Source organism: Williamsia sp., from assembly GCF_016462415.1.
In the GTDB taxonomy this organism is placed as follows: Bacteria; Actinomycetota; Actinomycetes; order Mycobacteriales; family Mycobacteriaceae; genus Williamsia_A.
Window position 1 is genome coordinate 1 of record NZ_JAEMTF010000100.1, and the last position, 16493, is coordinate 16493.

Below are 16493 nucleotides of genomic sequence, written 5' to 3' on the forward strand. Positions count from 1 at the left end.
CGCGGTGGGTGATGGTGGCACCGACCTGGCTCTTGATGTCGTCGCCGACGATCGGGACACCCGCGGCGCGGAACTTCTCGGCCCACTCCGGATCGGAGGCGATGAACACGGGCAGCGCGTTGACGAAGGCCACGCCCGCGTCGATGGCGCACTGTGCGTAGAACTTGTCGGCCTGCTCGGAGCCCACCGGGAGGTAGGAGACGAGGACGTCGACCTTGGCGTCCTTCAGGGTCTGCACCACGTCGCCGCCGTCACCGTCTGCCTCGGTGATGGTCTCGCGGTAGTACTTGCCGAGTCCGTCGAGGGTGTGGCCGCGCTGGACGGTCACGCCGGTCGGGGGGACGTCGGCGATCTTGATGGTGTTGTTCTCCGAGGCGAAGATGGCCTCCGAGAGGTCGAAGCCGACCTTCTTGGCGTCCACGTCGAACGCGGCGACGAACTGCACGTCGCGAACGTGGTACTTGCCGAACTTCACGTGCATGAGGCCGGGAACGGTGACGTTCTCGTCGGCGTCCTGGTAGTACTGCACGCCCTGAACCAGGGATGAGGCGCAGTTGCCCACGCCCACAATGGCTACGCGCACAGAGTTGTTGTCACCCATGGTCGGGCTCTCTTTCTGTATTCGGTGTTACTGACGTTGCTTCGCCGGTGGTTGCCGACGGGACGGATGTGGCCGCGGTTTCGGACACATCCGGTTCGACGATCGCTGCGTCGTCGGCGGCTGCCGACGATTCAGCGGCGATGAGCTCGTTGAGCCAGCGCACTTCGCGCTCACTGGACTCGAGGCTCAATTGGTGTAGCTGTCGGGTGTAGCGGTCCACTGCACGATTGGACCGTCCGACGGCATCTCGCAGACCTTCGCGGCGTTCCTCGACCTGGCGGCGACGCCCTTCGAGGATCCGCATACGGGCCACTGCCGGCGTGCGGCTGAAGAATGCGAGGTGCACTCCGAAGCCGTCGTCGGTGTAATTCTGTGGTCCGGTGTCTGCGACCAGTTCGGCGAATCGTTCTCGCCCCGCGGGTGTCAACTTGTACACCCGGCGCGCACGTCGTTTCAGGGTTCCCTGCGGACCGGCTTCCTCGGCGATGATTCCGTCGGCCTGCATTCGCCGCAGAGTCGGGTACAGCGAGCCGTACGAGAAGGCCCGGAAAGCACCCAACAGTCCGGTGAGCCGCTTGCGCAGCTCGTATCCGTGCATCGGGGTGTCCAGGAGCAGGCCCAGCACTGCGAGTTCCAACATTGCTTTCGATACTCCTTCCCGACCTGTCGAACGAACGTGTGCAGCAATTATTACACGCAATGTATCGGCCCGATATAACCGGGATAGGAAACCACGTGTGAACTGGGGTTTACCGCGCCGCCTCGGTCGGGTGTCCGCCCGGGGCCGCCGCACCCGGTCATCGGCGGCATCGGACGGGGTCGTCGGGCTTCGGGCCGAACCTGTGGGTGGTCATGGGGCTGCACGTACTCTTGATGACGTGCTTGTGCAGAGACAGACAGTCGATTACGCGCTGCAGCGCCGATCTGTGCTGTCCGACGTCTACGCAGGACGCGCGGCCATGCGGACCGTCTGCGACGCCGATCCGTATCTGTTGCGCGCGGCGAAGTTCCACGGCCGCCCCAGCACCGTCCTGTGCCCGGTCTGCCGCAAGGAACAGCTCACCTTGGTGTCCTGGGTTTTCGGTGACAAGCTGGGCACGGTCTCCGGGTCGGCACGCTCGACCGAGGAGATCACCCGGCTCGCGGAGACCGCCGAGGAGTTCTCGGTGCACGTGGTGGAGGTCTGCCGGACGTGCCGGTGGAACCACCTGGTGCAGTCCTTCGTTGCAGGGCTGCCCGTGCGGCCCCGCGCGCGACGGACCAGACGCGTGGCGGGCACCGGTGAGTGACATCTTCCTCACGGCGCCGGGTCGGCGTGGCCGGGAACAGTGTGTTCGATCGATGAGTATGGAGACGTGGTTGTGAGTAACGGAACCGGCGCGCAGCCGCGCACCGTCCGCGAGAAGAAGCGCACGCGGCTCAAGATCGTGGCCTGGGTGTTCGGCCTCCTCGGCAGCCTGGTGCCGCTCGGCGTCATCGTGATGGCGGTGGTGTTCCTGTTCACCTACCTGGGCCAGTCGGTGCCCGGCCCGGACGACATCAAGCAGAACCAGGTAGCGACGATCCTCAACGCCAACGGCGGCGAGATCGCACGCATCGTCCCGCCCGAGGGCAACCGCACCGACGTCACGATCGACAAGATCCCCAAGTCGGTGCAGGACGCGGTCATCGCGGCCGAGGACCGTCAGTTCCGGAGCAACGCGGGCTTCTCCATCAGCGGTCTGGCCCGAGCGGCGATCGGGCAGGTCACCGGAAACGCCGACGCCGGCGGTGGGTCGACGATCACCCAGCAGTACGTGAAGAACGCCCTCGTCGGTGACGAGCGGAGCTACACCCGCAAGTTCAAGGAACTCGCGATCGCGACCAAGATGTCGAACGAGTGGTCCAAGGACGACATCATGGCCGCCTACCTCAACACCATCTACTTCGGCCGCGGTGCGTACGGGATCGCGGCAGCGTCGCAGGCCTACTTCACCAAGGACGTGTCCGACCTCACGGTCCCCGAGGCTGCGGTCCTCGCGTCGTCCATCCGGTCGCCGTCGTTCTACGACCCCGCCACCAACATCGCGGCGGCGCAGGAGCGCTGGCGGTACGTGCTCGACGGCATGGTCACGATCGGTGCGTTGAGCCCGAGCGACGAGGCCACCCTCAAGTACCCCAAGGTCGCGGCGGTCAAGGACGTGTCCGGCAGTGTCACCAACGGCCCCAACGGACTCATCAAGACACAGGTTCTCGCCGAGCTGAACTCCCTCGGTATCTCCGAGCAGGACGTGCAGACCGAGGGTCTGAAGATCACCACGACGATCGACCCGCAGGTGCAGCGTTCGGTGGTGTCCGCGGCGAACGGCCAGCTGGAGGGCGAGCCGAAGAACATTCGCGACGCGGTGGTCTCCATCGACCCGAAGACGGGCGGGGTCAAGGGGTACTTCGGCGGCAACAGCGGTCAGGGTTTCGACTACGCCCAGGCGGCGTTGCAGACCGGTTCGTCGTTCAAGGTGTTCGCGCTCGTCGCGGCGCTCGAGCAGGGGATCCCGCTGTCGAAGGTCTACAGCTCGGCGCCGTTCGAGGCGCCGGGTGGACTGACGGTTACCAACTCCGACGGTGAGAGCTGCGGCTCGTGCAACCTGGCGACGGCCCTCAAGCTGTCGCTGAACACGGTGTACTACCGCCTGATGATGGACCTCGACGGGCAGGCGCAGGCCGTGGCCGACGCCGCCCACCAGGCCGGCATCGCGGAGAGCTTCGGCGACATCGCCAAGACGCTGCAGAACACCGACGGCACCGGCGTCGAGGGTGGTGTGGTCCTGGGCCAGTACCCCTCGCGCGTCATGGACATGGCCTCGGCGTACGCGACGCTGGCGAACCAGGGTGTCTACCACGCCCCGCACTTCATCCAGAAGGTGGAGACGTCGGACGGACAGGTGCGTTACGAGCGCAAGCCCGATGCCGGTGAACGGCGCTTCTCGGCGGCGGTCGCCAACAACACCACCGCGGCCATGGAGCCGATCGCGGCTGCCTCGCGCGGACACGCTCTGGACGACGGCTCGCGTCCGTCCGCGTCGAAGACGGGTACCACGCAGCTCGGCGACACCGGCCAGAACAAGGACGCCTGGATGGTCGGCTACACGCCGTCCCTGTCGACGGCGGTCTGGGTCGGCACCGATCGTGGTGTCGCACTGACCAACTACCAGGGGTCGATCGTCTACGGCTCGGGTCTGCCGTCGGACATCTGGCAGGCCGCGATGGACGGCGCCCTGAACAACAAGCCGATCGAACAGTTCCCGGACCCGGAGGAGATCGGTGGCGTCGCGGGTGTCCCGTACGAGGCTCCGGCGACCACCGAGCAGCAGACTCGGAGCTCGCAGTCGCGCAGCGAGGAGGAGTCGACCGGACCGAGCGAGACGCTCGCACCGCCGTCGCTCACGCTCGCACCGGGTGTGACCATCCCGCTGCCAGGTGCACCCACCCCGCAGGAGGTCGAGCCGACCCCGCGTGGCGGCGGCGCCGGAAACGGTGACGGCAACGACCCCGGCGCCGGACCGTAGGCGTCCGGGCCGAGATGACACAGTGGGATTCGCCGACACGGCTGTCGGCTGATCTTCGCGAGGACTCCGAGCGCGAGCTCCCGACACGCACCGACGTCATCGCGCGTGAGGCGTCCATCGCGGTCGGTGGCCCTCTGGGATTGCACGCCGTCGTCGGACGGAGTCGCTACTTCACGCCGCTGCGCGTGATCATGCTGTTGGCGTTGATCGCATTGGCGCTCGGGTGGTACGGCAAGGCGGCCTGTCTGCAGCAGGCGCCCAAGGCGGGTACCCAGACGCTCGAACTCGACTGGAGTCAGCACCGGCAGTACATCGCCATGTGTTACTCCGACACCGTCCCGCTCTACACCGCCGAACGTCTCGACACCGGTGCGCTGCCGTACAAGTCGTCGTGGTTCCAGAAGGGTCCGGACGGCGCCACCGAACAGCGCTACATGGAGTACCCGGTCGTGACCGGCATGTACATGTACGGCGCTGCGCAGGTCGCGCACGGCTGGCAGTGGATGCACGAGCACTGGGGTGTGCCGTCGGCGCTCGACGTGGTGCTGTTCTTCAACGTCGTCGCCCTGGGTCTCGCGCTGTTCTGGCTCGTCACCATCTGGGCCACCGCGCTCACCGCCGGAGTGCGTATCTGGTCGGCGTCGATCGCCGCGCTCTCACCCCTGGTGATGGTGCACATCTTCACCAACTTCGACGCCGTCGCCACCGCGTTGCTGGCCCTGGCGATGCTGGCGTGGGCACGTCGAAATCCCTGGGCGACCGGCATTTTCCTCGGCATCGGCGTGGCGGCGAAGCTCTACCCCGGTCTGTTGTTGATCCCGCTGCTGGTGCTGTGTCTGCGCGCGGGCAAGGTGCGCGAGTTCACCGTGACCGCGTTGGTGGCGGTGGGCACGTGGTTGCTCGTGAACCTGCCGTTCATCGTCGGGACCTCGAGGGGGTGGTGGGAGTTCTTCCGCTACAACTCCGATCGCGGCATCGATCCCGACACGTGGTTCAACGTGGTCAGCTCGGTGTCGGGCTACGACTGGGGCGCGGCGGCCGACGGGAAGTCGGCGCTCGTCAACGCGTTGTCGCTGGGACTGTTCGCCCTGGTCTGCGTCGGCATCGCGTTCATCGGTCTGCATGCTCCGACCCGACCCCGCCTGGCGCAGTTGATGTTCCTGGTCGTCGCGGGGTTCCTCGTGGTGAACAAGGTGTGGAGTCCGCAGTACTCGCTGTGGTTGGTGCCGCTGGCGGTGCTGGCGATCCCCCGGACCAGGGTGCTCATCGCCTGGATGGTGCTCGACGCACTGGTGTGGGTGCCCCGGATGGGACTGTATCTGCCGGAGAACGTCAAGTGGCTCCCCGAGCCGTACTTCATCGGCGCGGTGGTGATCCGCGGGATCGCGGTCGTGGGGTTGTGTGCGCTGGTGGTCTGGGAGATCTACCACCCACGGCATGACCTGGTGCGCAACACCTCTCGGGGTGGCTTCCTCGATGACCCGGGTGGCGGTGTGTTGGACGAGGCGCCCGACACGCTTCGTCTGCGTCGACGCGAGCGCCCAGTCGAACCCGATGCACCAAAGCCCGAGACCCGGGAGCCTGTGCCGCAGCTCTGACCCGTCGACTGGGCGGTTGCGGACGTCGACTGGGCGGCTGCGGACGTCGACTGGGCGGTCAGGCGATGCGCGCCCGTAGACGCGCGCGACTGGCGGGCCAGTCGTCGTCGGTCATGGCGTATTGCGCCGTGGTGCGCCACGTCCCGTCGGGGAGCAGGCGATGTTTGCGCAGCAACCCCTCGAAGGTCGTCCCCAGTTTGAGGATGGCCGCTCGCGACTGCGCGTTGCGCTCGTCGGTGTGCCACACGATCCGGACCGCGCCGGACGCCTCGAAAGCGTGCTGCAGCAGAAGCAGTTTCGCCTCCGGGTTGACCGCTGTTCCCTGCACACGCTTCGAGTAGAAGGTGTAACCGATCGCCGCGGCGCGATGTGCGAAGTCGATGTCGTAGTACGACGTGGTCCCGACGACCGCGTCGTCGCGCAGATCGATCACCGCGAACGCGACGCGGTGTGGATCATCGATCGCGGTCGCGATGTAGGCACCTGCCGCCGCGGCGTCGCCCGGGACGGACGTCCAACGGAACGCGTCCTTCTCATCGACCGCCGCGGCCAGCGCGTCGGCGTCTCCTGCGCGGAGGGGGCGGAGCCGGATGTGGCTGCCGCTCAGCGTCGGTGACCCCAGCCAGCTCGTCATACGGTGACGGTATCGGGAACCTTGTCGGGCGGGCCAACGGTTTTCCGGACGTACATGCGCACCGGTGCGCGCACGAACGCGAAGATCAGGATCGCGAGCAGTAGTGCGTGCGTCCACACGCCGAACTGCACGCCACCCATCACCCACCACTTCATCGGCGAGCCGGAGGTGTAGATGCCGAAGAGCCGGAAGATGGTGAGGTCCAGCGACAGATCGGCCAGCAGGTAGAGCACGATGATCGGCCAGGCCACCCGCAGCAGCACGAAGAAGGGCAGGATCCACAGCGTGTACTGCGGTGAGTGCACCTTGTGGAACAGCATGAAGCCGGCCAACATCGCGGCCGACACCCCGATCCACGGGTACGGGTCACCGGTACGCCACACGCGCACACCGAGATACACGACCAGGACGAAGGACGCGAGGATCAGCAGTGGCGACGCGATCCCGACGACGGAGTTGTAGCTGATGTCGGCGGCGTCGGTGAGATGCCGCACGCCCCAGTACCAGATCGAGTTGGTGTCCACGTCCGACCGACGCTTGCCCTGGAACGACAACGCCGCCTTCCACCCTCGGTAGCCGAGGATCATGAACGGCAGTTGGGCGGCGAGCACGGTGACGATCGCGGCGCCGGTCACCCAGGCGGCACCCGTCCAGTCCAGTCCGGCCCGACGGACCGACAGCATGCGTCCACGCAGACCTCCCGACACCCCGGCCCCGGCGGCGTGCTCGATGGACCAGTCTCCCGTCGACCGGGCGCCACGGCCGCGCGTGAGCACGTAGGCGACCAGGGGTACGACGAACAGTCCCGGATACAGCTTGAGTGAGAAGCCGATCGACAGCAGGATCGCAGCGATGATGGCCGCAGACAGGAACGGGATCCGTCGACGACCGGTCTTCGGCGACTCCTGGGCCCCGAAGTACATGACCGCGACGGCGCCGACGACCGTCGCCACCACCGGCACCTCCCAGTTGTGGAACGAGTACAGGATCAGCGGCGGTGTGGCGGCCCACAGCAGGGCGCGCCACCGGGTCATCAGACCGAGGAGGACGGTGATTCCGATGCCGAACGGCAGCAGGATCAGCGCCGAGTGCTGGAAGAACTGGGTGTCGGTGTGCGCGCCGATGGCGCCGAAGTACATCAGCAGCCCGGACAGCACCGGGTACTCGACGACGCCGCCGTAGAGGACGCCGTCGGGGGTGATCCCGCCGTGGATGTACGGGAAGACGTGGTTGTTGATGTCGCGGCCGATCCACAGGAACTGCAGGTCGGAGTAACACGGCATGAGCAGTTCGTTCTTGCCCACCGGCCAGTGCTTGCTGCGACCGTCGGCGAAGTAGGGCGCGCCTCCGCAGTCGAGTTTTCCGAGGTAGCCGAGCCACATGAGGATCAGGCTCAGGACGACCAGTACGAGGAGGACGACGGCGATGTTGCCGCGCGCCGCCAGCAACCGCAGCCGCCATCGATCGGTGGTGGAGACGGAGGGCATGGGCTACAGGTTAGGGGATCCGGTGTTCCACTCCACCCAGCCGACGCCCCGGCGGCCGTCCGACCGAGTGAACTCGCCCCACGCGCGCGGCATCACGCTCACCGAGCCCGAGGTGCTCTCCGTCCGCTGCGGCGCCTGGGCGACGGCGCGGAACGTCATCGTCATCGATCCGGGTTCGAGCGCGAAGGTCATCGACCGCACCTGGTCGGGGTCGGTGTCGGCGTCGACGAGTCTGCACTTGTCGAGCGCGAGCAGGGGTGCGCCGGGTCGCTGGGCGTACCCCATGGACACCGACGGCAGTGACGGCAGTCGGATGTCGACGCCGTGGACGCGGGTGCCGTCCTCGAAGTGCGCCGACAGCCAGAACCACGGGATGTGCCACCAGTTCTGTCCGTCCCAGGCGTGGTCGCGTTGTCCGGGTGCATCGATGGGGATCGGCTCGGTGGGCAGGCCGTCGCCGGCCAGGGTGATCGAGCCGGTGACCATGCACGGGATCTCGTAGACCCGGGTGAGGTCGTATTGGTAGGGATCGCCCGAGGTGTACCAGTGCAGATCGAGGCGCACGCCGACCGGACGGCCGCCCACGGCACGGCTGACCGCGGCGGGATCGTCATGGGCGTACCCGACCGCGTCGATCGTGACGTGTACGTGCGCCAGGGGGATGACCGGGACGTGTGTCGCGGTGATCGTCTCCGTGCGGACGCTCTGCATGCGGCCGAGTTCGAAGCCGGATTCGTTGATCACGACAGTGGGGATGTCCGGTCCGCACACGCCCAGGGCGAACCACCCGTCCGGGTTCTCCGGTCCGGTACCGAACCGCAGGAACGCGCCGACCCGGGCCGCGGGATCGGCGACGTCGAGGTACCACGTCTCGTTCCACTCGCCGCCCGGTGTGACGGGGTGCGCCGACTCGTCGGTCGGGTCGACGTAGGTCATGACCGAACGGGCTGCGCCGGCCGGGCGCGAACTGTCGAGGTCGGTGAGGAAGGCGCAGGCACGGCCGAACAGCGTCAACCAGAGTTCGTCGGACCTCGGGTCGGGAGCGGCGGCTCCCCAGGACACGAGCACGTTGACCAGGCAGATGAATGCGCTGTCCCGGACGTCGCGGCGCAGCGACTCGAGACTGCCGGGAGCGGCGTCGCCCAGTGCCTCCTGATAGACCGTGATCAGGGTGTCGCCGTACTCGAGTCGCATCGCGCGATCGAGGGTGCCGAGGAAGTAGGCCAGGTCGGTGGCCGCGAGACCCCAGGAGATGCCGTGCCACCCGGTGATGGTGACCGGTCGCTCCGATCCGGACCTTCCCAGCAGGATGTTGCCGGGTCGGAAGTCGCCGTGGACCACGCCGCGGGGAGCCGAGGTCTGCTCGCGGTGGGCGACGATGGCGTCGACCGACGCGACGATCCGGTTCGCGACCGCCAGGTCATGCAGGTGGATCCGCTCGCCGAAGTGCTCGACGAACCGCACGTACAGCTCGCCGAGGCGACGGCGATCGACGGGCTCGGCTGCCGGGACCCACTGCGCGTCGGCGGCCTGACGCCGGAAGGTGGCGTGCACGTCGGCCAGCGCGGCGACCGTCAGATGTGCCTTTCCGCGGGTCAGCCCGACCAACTCGTTGCCGTGTCGAGCGGGACCAGCGTCGACCAGGACCAGCCAGAACTCCCTGCGCCCGGGGTCGAAGTGGGCATGCAGACAGGGTGCGACGGTGCGCAGGGCGAGTGCGGGCGGACGCGAGTAGAAGAGGTGGTCTCGCCGGAAGGTCTCGCCGGATCCGCTGTGGTCGGGATGGGCGGTCTTGACGATCACCGTCGCCGGACACGAGGGATCCCGGGATCTCAGATGCACCCGGACGATCACGGCCGTCGGCGTCGATGCGAACGGCTCCACCGTGTACCCGTCGATCGGACCGGCGCGCACGACGTGGTCCAACCACGGTGCGCTGATGTCGCCGACCGACCACCAGCCCGTCATCGCAGCGATGCTACCGAGCGGATGTCCGGTCGCCGGGCTGACCGTCGGGTCGGGACGATTTCGCAGGTCACAGGTCACTGATGTAGCCTTGCCCGGTTGCCGACGCAGGCGACCCTCCTGCCACGGATCGTCCGTGGCCGATTAGCCCACAGGAGGTGATGTGGTCTTATGCGTCATTACGAATTGATGGTCATCCTCGATCCGAATCTGGACGAGCGCACCGTTGCCCCTTCGCTCGACACCTTTCTCAACGTTGTCCGCAAGGACGGCGGCAAGATCGACAAGGTCGACATCTGGGGAAAGCGCCGTCTGGCGTACGAGATCCAGAAGCACACCGAGGCGATCTACGCCGTCATCGACATCAACGCGGAGCCCAAGACGGTGAGCGAGCTCGATCGTCAGCTGAAGCTGAACGAATCGGTCCTGCGCACCAAGGTTCTGCGGTCGGAGCACTAGAACGTCGGACGTGAACCGACATCGACCGGTTGTGGCCACCGCACCTCTTCTCGAGGTCGATGGAACCGATCGCGGCGAAGTCGAGTCTCATGTCGGTACCGGGAAATATGGTCGACACGCACGTGCGTGACCGACTCTCGTCCCCGGTGCGCATCGATCCCGAGAACAACCCACACGCATAGGGAGTTTCACCATGGCCGGCGACACCATTCTCACCGTCATCGGAAACCTGACAGCGGATCCCGAGCTGCGATTCACCCCGTCGGGTGCGGCGGTCGCCAACTTCACGGTGGCCTCCACCCCCCGGATGTTCGACCGTCAGACCAATGAATGGAAAGACGGCGAGGCGCTGTTCATGCGCTGCAGCATCTGGCGCGACGCCGCGGAGAACGTGGCGGAGAGTCTGACGAAGGGCGCCCGCGTCATCGTGTCCGGCCGGCTCAAGCAGCGGTCGTACGAGACACGCGAGGGCGAGAAGCGCACGGTCGTGGAACTCGAGGTCGAAGAAGTCGGTCCCTCGCTCAAGTACGCCACCGCCAAGGTCAACCGCGCATCGCGCGGTGGCGGCGGTGGGGGCGGCGGCAACTCCGGATCATCGGGCGGCGGCGGAAGCCGTGGCGGCTCGTCCGGCGGCGGCGCAGCAGCGAACGACGATCCGTGGGGCAGCGCCCCGGCGAGCGGATCGTTCGGCGGCGGGGACGACGAACCACCGTTCTAGGACCGCTGCGGCGGTCTCGCATCACATATCGGAGCAAGGAAATGCCGAAGACATCAGGCGGCGGACGCAGAGTCCGTGCCGAGAAGGACGTGAAGGCCAAGGCCTGTTCCTTCTGTACAGATAAGAAACCTGACATCGACTACAAGGACACCTCGCAACTGCGGCGTTTCCTGTCGGACAAGGGCAAGATCCGGTCGCGCCGTGTGACCGGGAACTGCGTCCAGCACCAGCGGGACGTGGCCATTGCGGTGAAGAACTCACGCGAGGTCTCACTGCTGCCGTTCACCTCCACGGCGCGCTGAGCGGAAAGGGACAAAATGAAGCTCATTCTCACCGCCGAGGTCGAAAACCTCGGAGTCGCAGGCGACACCGTCGAGGTCAAAGACGGTTACGGTCGCAACCTCCTGCTGCCCCGCGGTCTGGCCATCCCGGCCAGCCGTGGCGCACAGAAGCAGGTCGAAGGAATCCGGCGTTCGCAGGAAGCCCGCGCGGTGCGCGGACTCGATCACGCCAACGAGCTGAAGCAGGCTCTGGAGAACCTCGAGTCGGTCTCACTCCCGGTGAAGACCCACGACTCGGGCAAGCTGTTCGGCTCGGTCACCGTGGCCGACGTCGCCGGCGCCATCCGCACCGCGGGCGGCCCGGTCGTCGACAAGCGTGCCGTCGAACTGCCCAAGGGACACATCAAGGCCACGGGTACCTACCCCGTCGTCGTGAACCTGCACCCCGACGTGTCGGCGTCGCTCAACCTCTCGGTTGTCGCGAGCTGATCGTCACCTGAACCACCACTTCGGCCCCCGCAGGATCTCCTGCGGGGGCCGACGTGTGTCGGTGGGGTGTGTCGGGCTGGAATCAGCGCCCGGCGTAGGCCCGGGCCTGTGTACCCACCAGGTCGACGAGGTCGCCCTGCGCGATGTTGACGTCGAGGAGGTGCAGGCCCCAGGTGGCGTTGGGCAGGGTCGGCAGAACGGCCGCCGGTGGGGCACCGTCCCCGCCGCCGCTGATCCGCAACACGTGAGCGCCCTCGCCGGTGCTGCAGACCCCGGTGTAGCCGCGGGTCGACCGCCCGGCGATCTCGCTGTGCAGTCGAGCCGGAGCGCTGCTGTTCAGAGCGCCCGGATTGGTGCACAGGACCTCGTAGTCGGAACCGAACGGCAGGTTGCCCCGTGTGCCCTGTGTCCCGGGCTCCGACGGCGGCCGACCGAACCGGGAGTCGGCCGGGGGCTGCCGGTTGTAGGCGGAGTACGCGATCACACACCCGGTCTGCGACGCGCTCGCGCACGCCGGGACCGATGAGAAGTCGCCACCGGAGAGCGAACCCTTGCGCACCAGCACATTTCCGCCGAGCAGGATCGCGGACACCAACCTCGCCTGCACCGGGGTGTTCTCGATGCGTGTGCGGATCAGCGTCCGCAGCATCAACGTCCCCTGTGAGTGCCCGATCAGGACGACACCGCGGCCGTTGTTGTGGTGCGCCAGGTAGTCGTTCCACCCCTTCTCGAGATCGTCGTAGGCGAGGTCGAGGGCCGCGGCGCGTTGGTTGCCGGTCGCGGTGAACAGCCCACGCAGGGTGCTCTGGCGATAGACGGGCGCCCACACGTTGCAGTTCGCGCCGAAGGGTGCGGCCTGTTGGCCGGCGATCAGACGCTCCTCCGGGCCGATGGACCGGTTGGCGTTGGCGGTCAGCTGCAGGGAGACCGTCGGGTACACGTAGAAGCAGTCGACGGGTGCGCCCGACCGGCCGCCGCACGGGTCGGCGGCCTGGCCGGGTCGGCACAGCCATGTGGTCGCCTCGGTCGGTGTCGCGCTCGCCATGCCCGTGGCGCCGCCGATCGCGACCGTGATCGACGCGGCGACGGCGAGCACCACCATCCGCCACAGCGCTGGGCGTTCTCGCCGGTCACGGTCCTTGGTGTGGTCTGTTGTCGGTGTCATGTCGCTCCCCGGCCTGTCCGATCCGCGCGGCACGAACTCGTGGCGCCGCTGTCGATCTCAGTAGACCGCACCGTGACGGTGCGCGCCGGCGTTTCGCGGTTGCGCGAGAGGACCGATCAGACCCGCGCCACGGATGCCGGCGTGCGGTGGTCGGCGGTGACCCGTGCGGCGGGGGCCTGCGGTGCCGGACAGGGGACGATGAGCAGGTCGCCGACCTGTAGGTCGCGCGGCAGCGACACCACAGGGCCGTCCACGGACCTGGCCGGGCGATCCGGACGAGCGTGCGCGGTCGAGCCGTCGCCCAGAACCCGAAACGAACCCTTGTGCGCGACCGAGATCCGATCGATCAGACGCGCGTGTGCCCAGTCGGCGCCGATGTGGCCGGCCGCGCAGTCGACGAGGGCGATCGGTTCGTCCCCGTCGTGCACCACGGCGCTGACCCGACACAGGACGACCCGCGCGCATCCGCCGCGCGCACTCGGCGTCGTGGTCCACTCGCACGGCGTGCCCAGCAGATCGGCCACCCGGTGCATCGAAAGCCCCTCGACAACAACGTCATCGGTGGTGGTGGAGGTGTGCGGCGGCCACGCGGTCAGGTCGATCGGGTCGGGGATGCTCATGCGCAGCGTCGGCATGATGTCGGTGAGTGTCACCCGAGCAGGTCTACGCCCCGACGCGCGGCGCGACGGTGTCGGTGACGCGATCTGTACGCCAGTGGCCGTTCACCTTGACGAAATCCATACGCGCGCGTCGCTTTCGGATGCGGAATCCGACGCGTCGGACCCTCGCCGCCCGCGTGGACGCACTCCGCCGCTCTCGCCCGCTAGACTGGCACAGGTACGGACGTACTCCTTCGCGGGATGGCTCAATGTCCGTTGTTCACGTCAGCTGGGTGTAACCCGGCATTGTGGCGGCCTTCATCTGATCGTCCGACAGCATTTGTTGCGGAATTCGAACACGCCCGGGTTACGCAGTCCCGCGACACGCCGAAGGCAATTCGATGCACACCCTGTGTGTAGTCGTAGATACCGGTGACCAGCGGCAATGCGATGCACGGATCAGGTTGTCCCCAAAGCGTCCACAGTCGGTCAACACGATTGGAGGATTCCTCCACAGGAACCTAACAACTTGCTCCACAGGACGGTTTGGTGCGGATCACAACGGCACCTAACCTCGTGACCGTGCCTCGTGCCGGGTCCGCTCTGTCGGACCCCGGGAGTAGAAAACACGAGCGGGCGTGATCGGTTCGACGCGACGACGTGGTCGCGAACACCAGCGGGTATCGCGGGTGTGCGGATCTCGACGCATGCCAGGCAGGGTCGACGTGGAGAGGGTGCAGGGTGGCAGTAGTGGACGAGCGCGGCCATTCGCCGCGCGATGAGCCGCCTCCAGCGGAGGAGTTCGGCCGTCAACCCCCACAGGACCTCGCCGCCGAGCAGTCGGTGCTGGGCGGGATGCTGCTGTCGAAGGACGCCATCGCCGACGTGCTCGAGGTGCTCCGCCCCGGAGACTTCTACCGGCCGGCGCACCAGGCCGTCTACGACGCGGTCCTGGAGCTGTACGGCAAGGGAGAGCCCGCGGACGCCGTCACGGTGTCCGCGGAGCTGGACCGGTCCGGCGAACTCCGTCGCGTCGGTGGCGCGCCGTACCTCCACACGCTGATCGCGACGGTGCCCACCGCGGCCAACGCCGGCTACTACGCGGAGATCGTCGCCGAGAAGGCGACGCTGCGGCGTCTCGTCGAGGCGGGCACACGGATCGTGCAATACGGATACGCCGGCGCCGACGGCCAGGATGTGGCCGAGGTCGTCGACCGAGCGCAGGCCGAGGTGTACGAGGTCACCGAGCGCCGCACCGCCGAGGACTACATCCCGCTCGAAGAACTGCTGCAGCCGACCATGGACGAGATCGACTCCATCGCCTCGCGCGGCGGCATCTCGCTGGGTGTACCAACGGGATTCGCGGACCTCGACTCCGTCACCAACGGTCTGCACCCCGGTCAGATGATCATCGTCGCCGCGCGTCCCGGTGTGGGCAAGGCGCTCGCGCTCGACACCCCGCTGCCCACCCCGCACGGGTGGACCACGATGGGTGAGGTCAAGGTCGGCGATCGTCTGATCGACGCCGACGGCGCTCCGACGCGCGTGGTCGCGACGACCGAGGTGCTCACCGATCGCCCCTGCTACGAGGTGGAGTTCTCCGACGGATCGGTGCTCGTCGCCGACGAGGAGCACCAGTGGGTCACCGAGTCCGACGGGGTGAGCACGGTGCAGACCACCGGCGCCCTCCTCGACCAGGTCGGGACCGTCGCCGTCCGTAACGCGCAGCCCCTCGACCTCCCGCGCCGTCGCTTCGGGTACGGGCCGTACACCGTTGCGGCGTTGGCGGGCATGGCTTTCGACGATCACGAGATCGGTATGCGGATCGACGCCGAGGGTCCGGTCGACGTGATGGCGTTGATGTCGGACCTCGGTGGCCGGGTTCCGTACGAGTACCTCCGCGGTTCGGTCGCCCAGCGGCGCGCGCTGCTGGCCGGGCTGCTGGACGCACGCGGCATCGTCGACGACGACGGCTGGATCACCGTGCCCGCCGCGACCCAGCACATGAGCACCGTGATCGGCGATCTGGTCGCCGGACTCGGCTACAGCTTCCGTCGCGCCGCCACCGGATGGCTGCGCGTCGACGCCGACGACGACGTCTTCACGGTGCATCGAAAGGCTGTCCGCCACAAGGAGCTTCGCCGTCAGAGCGGACTGCGCTGCATCGTGTCCATCCGTCCGGTGGACAGTGTCCCGGTCCGCTGCGTCCAGGTGGACAACCCGCGGCAGATGTACCTCGCCGGCGAATCGATGGTCCCGACGCACAACTCGACGCTCGCCATGGACTTCGTACGCAGTTGCTCCATCACCCACCACATGACGAGCGCCTTCTTCTCCCTGGAGATGGGCAGGACCGACATCGTCATGCGACTGCTCTCGGCCGAGGCCAAGATCAAGCTCGCCGACATGCGGTCGGGCCGGATGACCGACGACGACTGGACGCGCTTGGCGCGCCGGATGGGCGAGATCTCCGAGGCGCCCCTGTTCATCGACGACTCACCCAACCTCACCATGATGGAGATCCGCGCCAAGGCCCGAAGGCTCAAGCAGCGCAACGATCTCAAGCTCGTGGTCATCGACTACATGCAGCTGATGAGTTCGGGCAAAAAAGTCGAGTCGCGCCAGCAGGAGGTCTCGGAGTTCTCCCGAAGCATCAAGCTGCTGGCCAAGGAGCTCGAGGTTCCCGTCGTCGCGATCAGTCAGCTGAACCGTGGTCCCGAACAGCGCACCGACAAGCGGCCCATGGTGTCCGACCTCCGTGAGTCGGGCTCGCTGGAGCAGGATGCGGACATGGTCATCCTGCTGCATCGCCCCGACGCGTTCGAGCGCGACGATCCCCGGGCCGGCGAGGCCGACATCATCCTGGGCAAGCACCGTAACGGCCCCACCGCGACGATCACCGTCGCGCACCAGCTGCATCTGAGCCGCTTCGTCGACATGGCCCGCGGCTGA

Annotated in this window: 14 protein-coding genes and 1 pseudogene; 8 read left to right on the forward strand and 7 right to left on the reverse strand. The window is 67.3% G+C overall.

Annotated elements, in window-relative coordinates; genetic code table 11:
• Both JHC79_RS18970 and JHC79_RS18975 read right to left on the reverse strand, forming a co-directional pair.
• Window positions 1-601, reverse strand: a pseudogene (locus JHC79_RS18970) (inositol-3-phosphate synthase); the annotation flags it as partial.
• Window positions 594-1241, reverse strand: a complete 648-nt coding sequence (locus JHC79_RS18975; RefSeq protein WP_296393746.1) for a PadR family transcriptional regulator — start codon at window positions 1239-1241, stop codon at window positions 594-596. The gene JHC79_RS18975 and the pseudogene JHC79_RS18970, both read right to left, overlap by 8 nt.
• 244 nt (window positions 1242-1485) lie before the next feature.
• Between JHC79_RS18975 and JHC79_RS18980 the strand changes: the two genes are divergently transcribed.
• The 3 genes from JHC79_RS18980 (at window position 1486) to JHC79_RS18990 (ending at window position 5744) form a co-directional block, all read left to right on the forward strand.
• Window positions 1486-1890: a DUF5318 family protein gene (locus JHC79_RS18980; RefSeq protein ID WP_296393773.1), complete on the forward strand. Its 405-nt coding sequence runs from the start codon at window positions 1486-1488 to the stop codon at window positions 1888-1890.
• Window positions 1891-2082: 192 nt separating this feature from the next.
• Complete coding sequence (locus JHC79_RS18985; protein WP_296393776.1) at window positions 2083-4146, forward strand: transglycosylase domain-containing protein; 2064 nt, start codon at window positions 2083-2085, stop codon at window positions 4144-4146.
• A 14-nt stretch (window positions 4147-4160) separates the two neighbouring features.
• On the forward strand, window positions 4161-5744 hold the full coding sequence (locus JHC79_RS18990; protein WP_296393748.1) for a glycosyltransferase 87 family protein: 1584 nt from the start codon (window positions 4161-4163) through the stop codon (window positions 5742-5744).
• A 58-nt stretch (window positions 5745-5802) separates the two neighbouring features.
• Here the strand turns inward: JHC79_RS18990 and JHC79_RS18995 are convergent, their stop codons facing one another.
• From JHC79_RS18995 to JHC79_RS19005, 3 genes are read right to left on the reverse strand one after another with little or no spacing between them, the layout of a single operon-like run.
• Window positions 5803-6378: a GNAT family protein gene (locus JHC79_RS18995; protein ID WP_296393750.1), complete on the reverse strand. Its 576-nt coding sequence runs from the start codon at window positions 6376-6378 to the stop codon at window positions 5803-5805.
• The gene (locus tag JHC79_RS19000; RefSeq protein ID WP_296393752.1) at window positions 6375-7865 is read right to left on the reverse strand and encodes a hypothetical protein; all 1491 of its coding nucleotides are present in this window, start codon (window positions 7863-7865) and stop codon (window positions 6375-6377) included. The genes JHC79_RS18995 and JHC79_RS19000 overlap by 4 nt, the downstream gene beginning before the upstream one ends.
• 3 nt (window positions 7866-7868) lie before the next feature.
• Complete coding sequence (locus tag JHC79_RS19005) at window positions 7869-9833, reverse strand: phosphotransferase (protein WP_296393756.1); 1965 nt, start codon at window positions 9831-9833, stop codon at window positions 7869-7871.
• 168 nt (window positions 9834-10001) lie between these two features.
• Between JHC79_RS19005 and rpsF the strand changes: the two genes are divergently transcribed.
• The 4 genes from rpsF to rplI all read left to right on the forward strand — a co-directional run bounded on the left by rpsF (window position 10002) and on the right by rplI (window position 11777).
• Entirely contained in the window at window positions 10002-10289 is a 288-nt protein-coding gene (gene rpsF / locus JHC79_RS19010; RefSeq protein ID WP_188487760.1) for a 30S ribosomal protein S6, read from the forward strand.
• 193 nt (window positions 10290-10482) lie between these two features.
• Complete coding sequence (locus JHC79_RS19015) at window positions 10483-11007, forward strand: single-stranded DNA-binding protein (protein ID WP_296393762.1); 525 nt, start codon at window positions 10483-10485, stop codon at window positions 11005-11007.
• 41 nt (window positions 11008-11048) lie between these two features.
• On the forward strand, window positions 11049-11309 hold the full coding sequence (rpsR, locus tag JHC79_RS19020; protein WP_296393764.1) for a 30S ribosomal protein S18: 261 nt from the start codon (window positions 11049-11051) through the stop codon (window positions 11307-11309).
• A gap of 15 nt (window positions 11310-11324) precedes the next feature.
• Entirely contained in the window at window positions 11325-11777 is a 453-nt protein-coding gene (gene rplI, locus JHC79_RS19025) for a 50S ribosomal protein L9 (protein ID WP_188487782.1), read from the forward strand.
• A gap of 82 nt (window positions 11778-11859) precedes the next feature.
• On the opposite strand, the gene JHC79_RS19030 is transcribed toward rplI, so the two are convergent.
• Together JHC79_RS19030 and JHC79_RS19035 are read right to left on the reverse strand one after the other, a co-directional pair.
• Complete coding sequence (locus tag JHC79_RS19030; RefSeq protein WP_296393768.1) at window positions 11860-12942, reverse strand: DUF3089 domain-containing protein; 1083 nt, start codon at window positions 12940-12942, stop codon at window positions 11860-11862.
• Window positions 12943-13058: 116 nt separating this feature from the next.
• Window positions 13059-13595 carry a hypothetical protein gene (locus JHC79_RS19035; RefSeq protein ID WP_296393770.1) on the reverse strand — a complete coding sequence of 179 codons (537 nt, stop codon included), beginning with the start codon at window positions 13593-13595 and terminating at the stop codon, window positions 13059-13061.
• Between the two features lie 687 nt (window positions 13596-14282).
• Here JHC79_RS19035 and dnaB point away from each other — a divergent pair.
• Window positions 14283-16493, forward strand: coding sequence for a replicative DNA helicase (dnaB, locus tag JHC79_RS19040; protein ID WP_296393772.1), 2211 nt, complete (start codon window positions 14283-14285; stop codon window positions 16491-16493).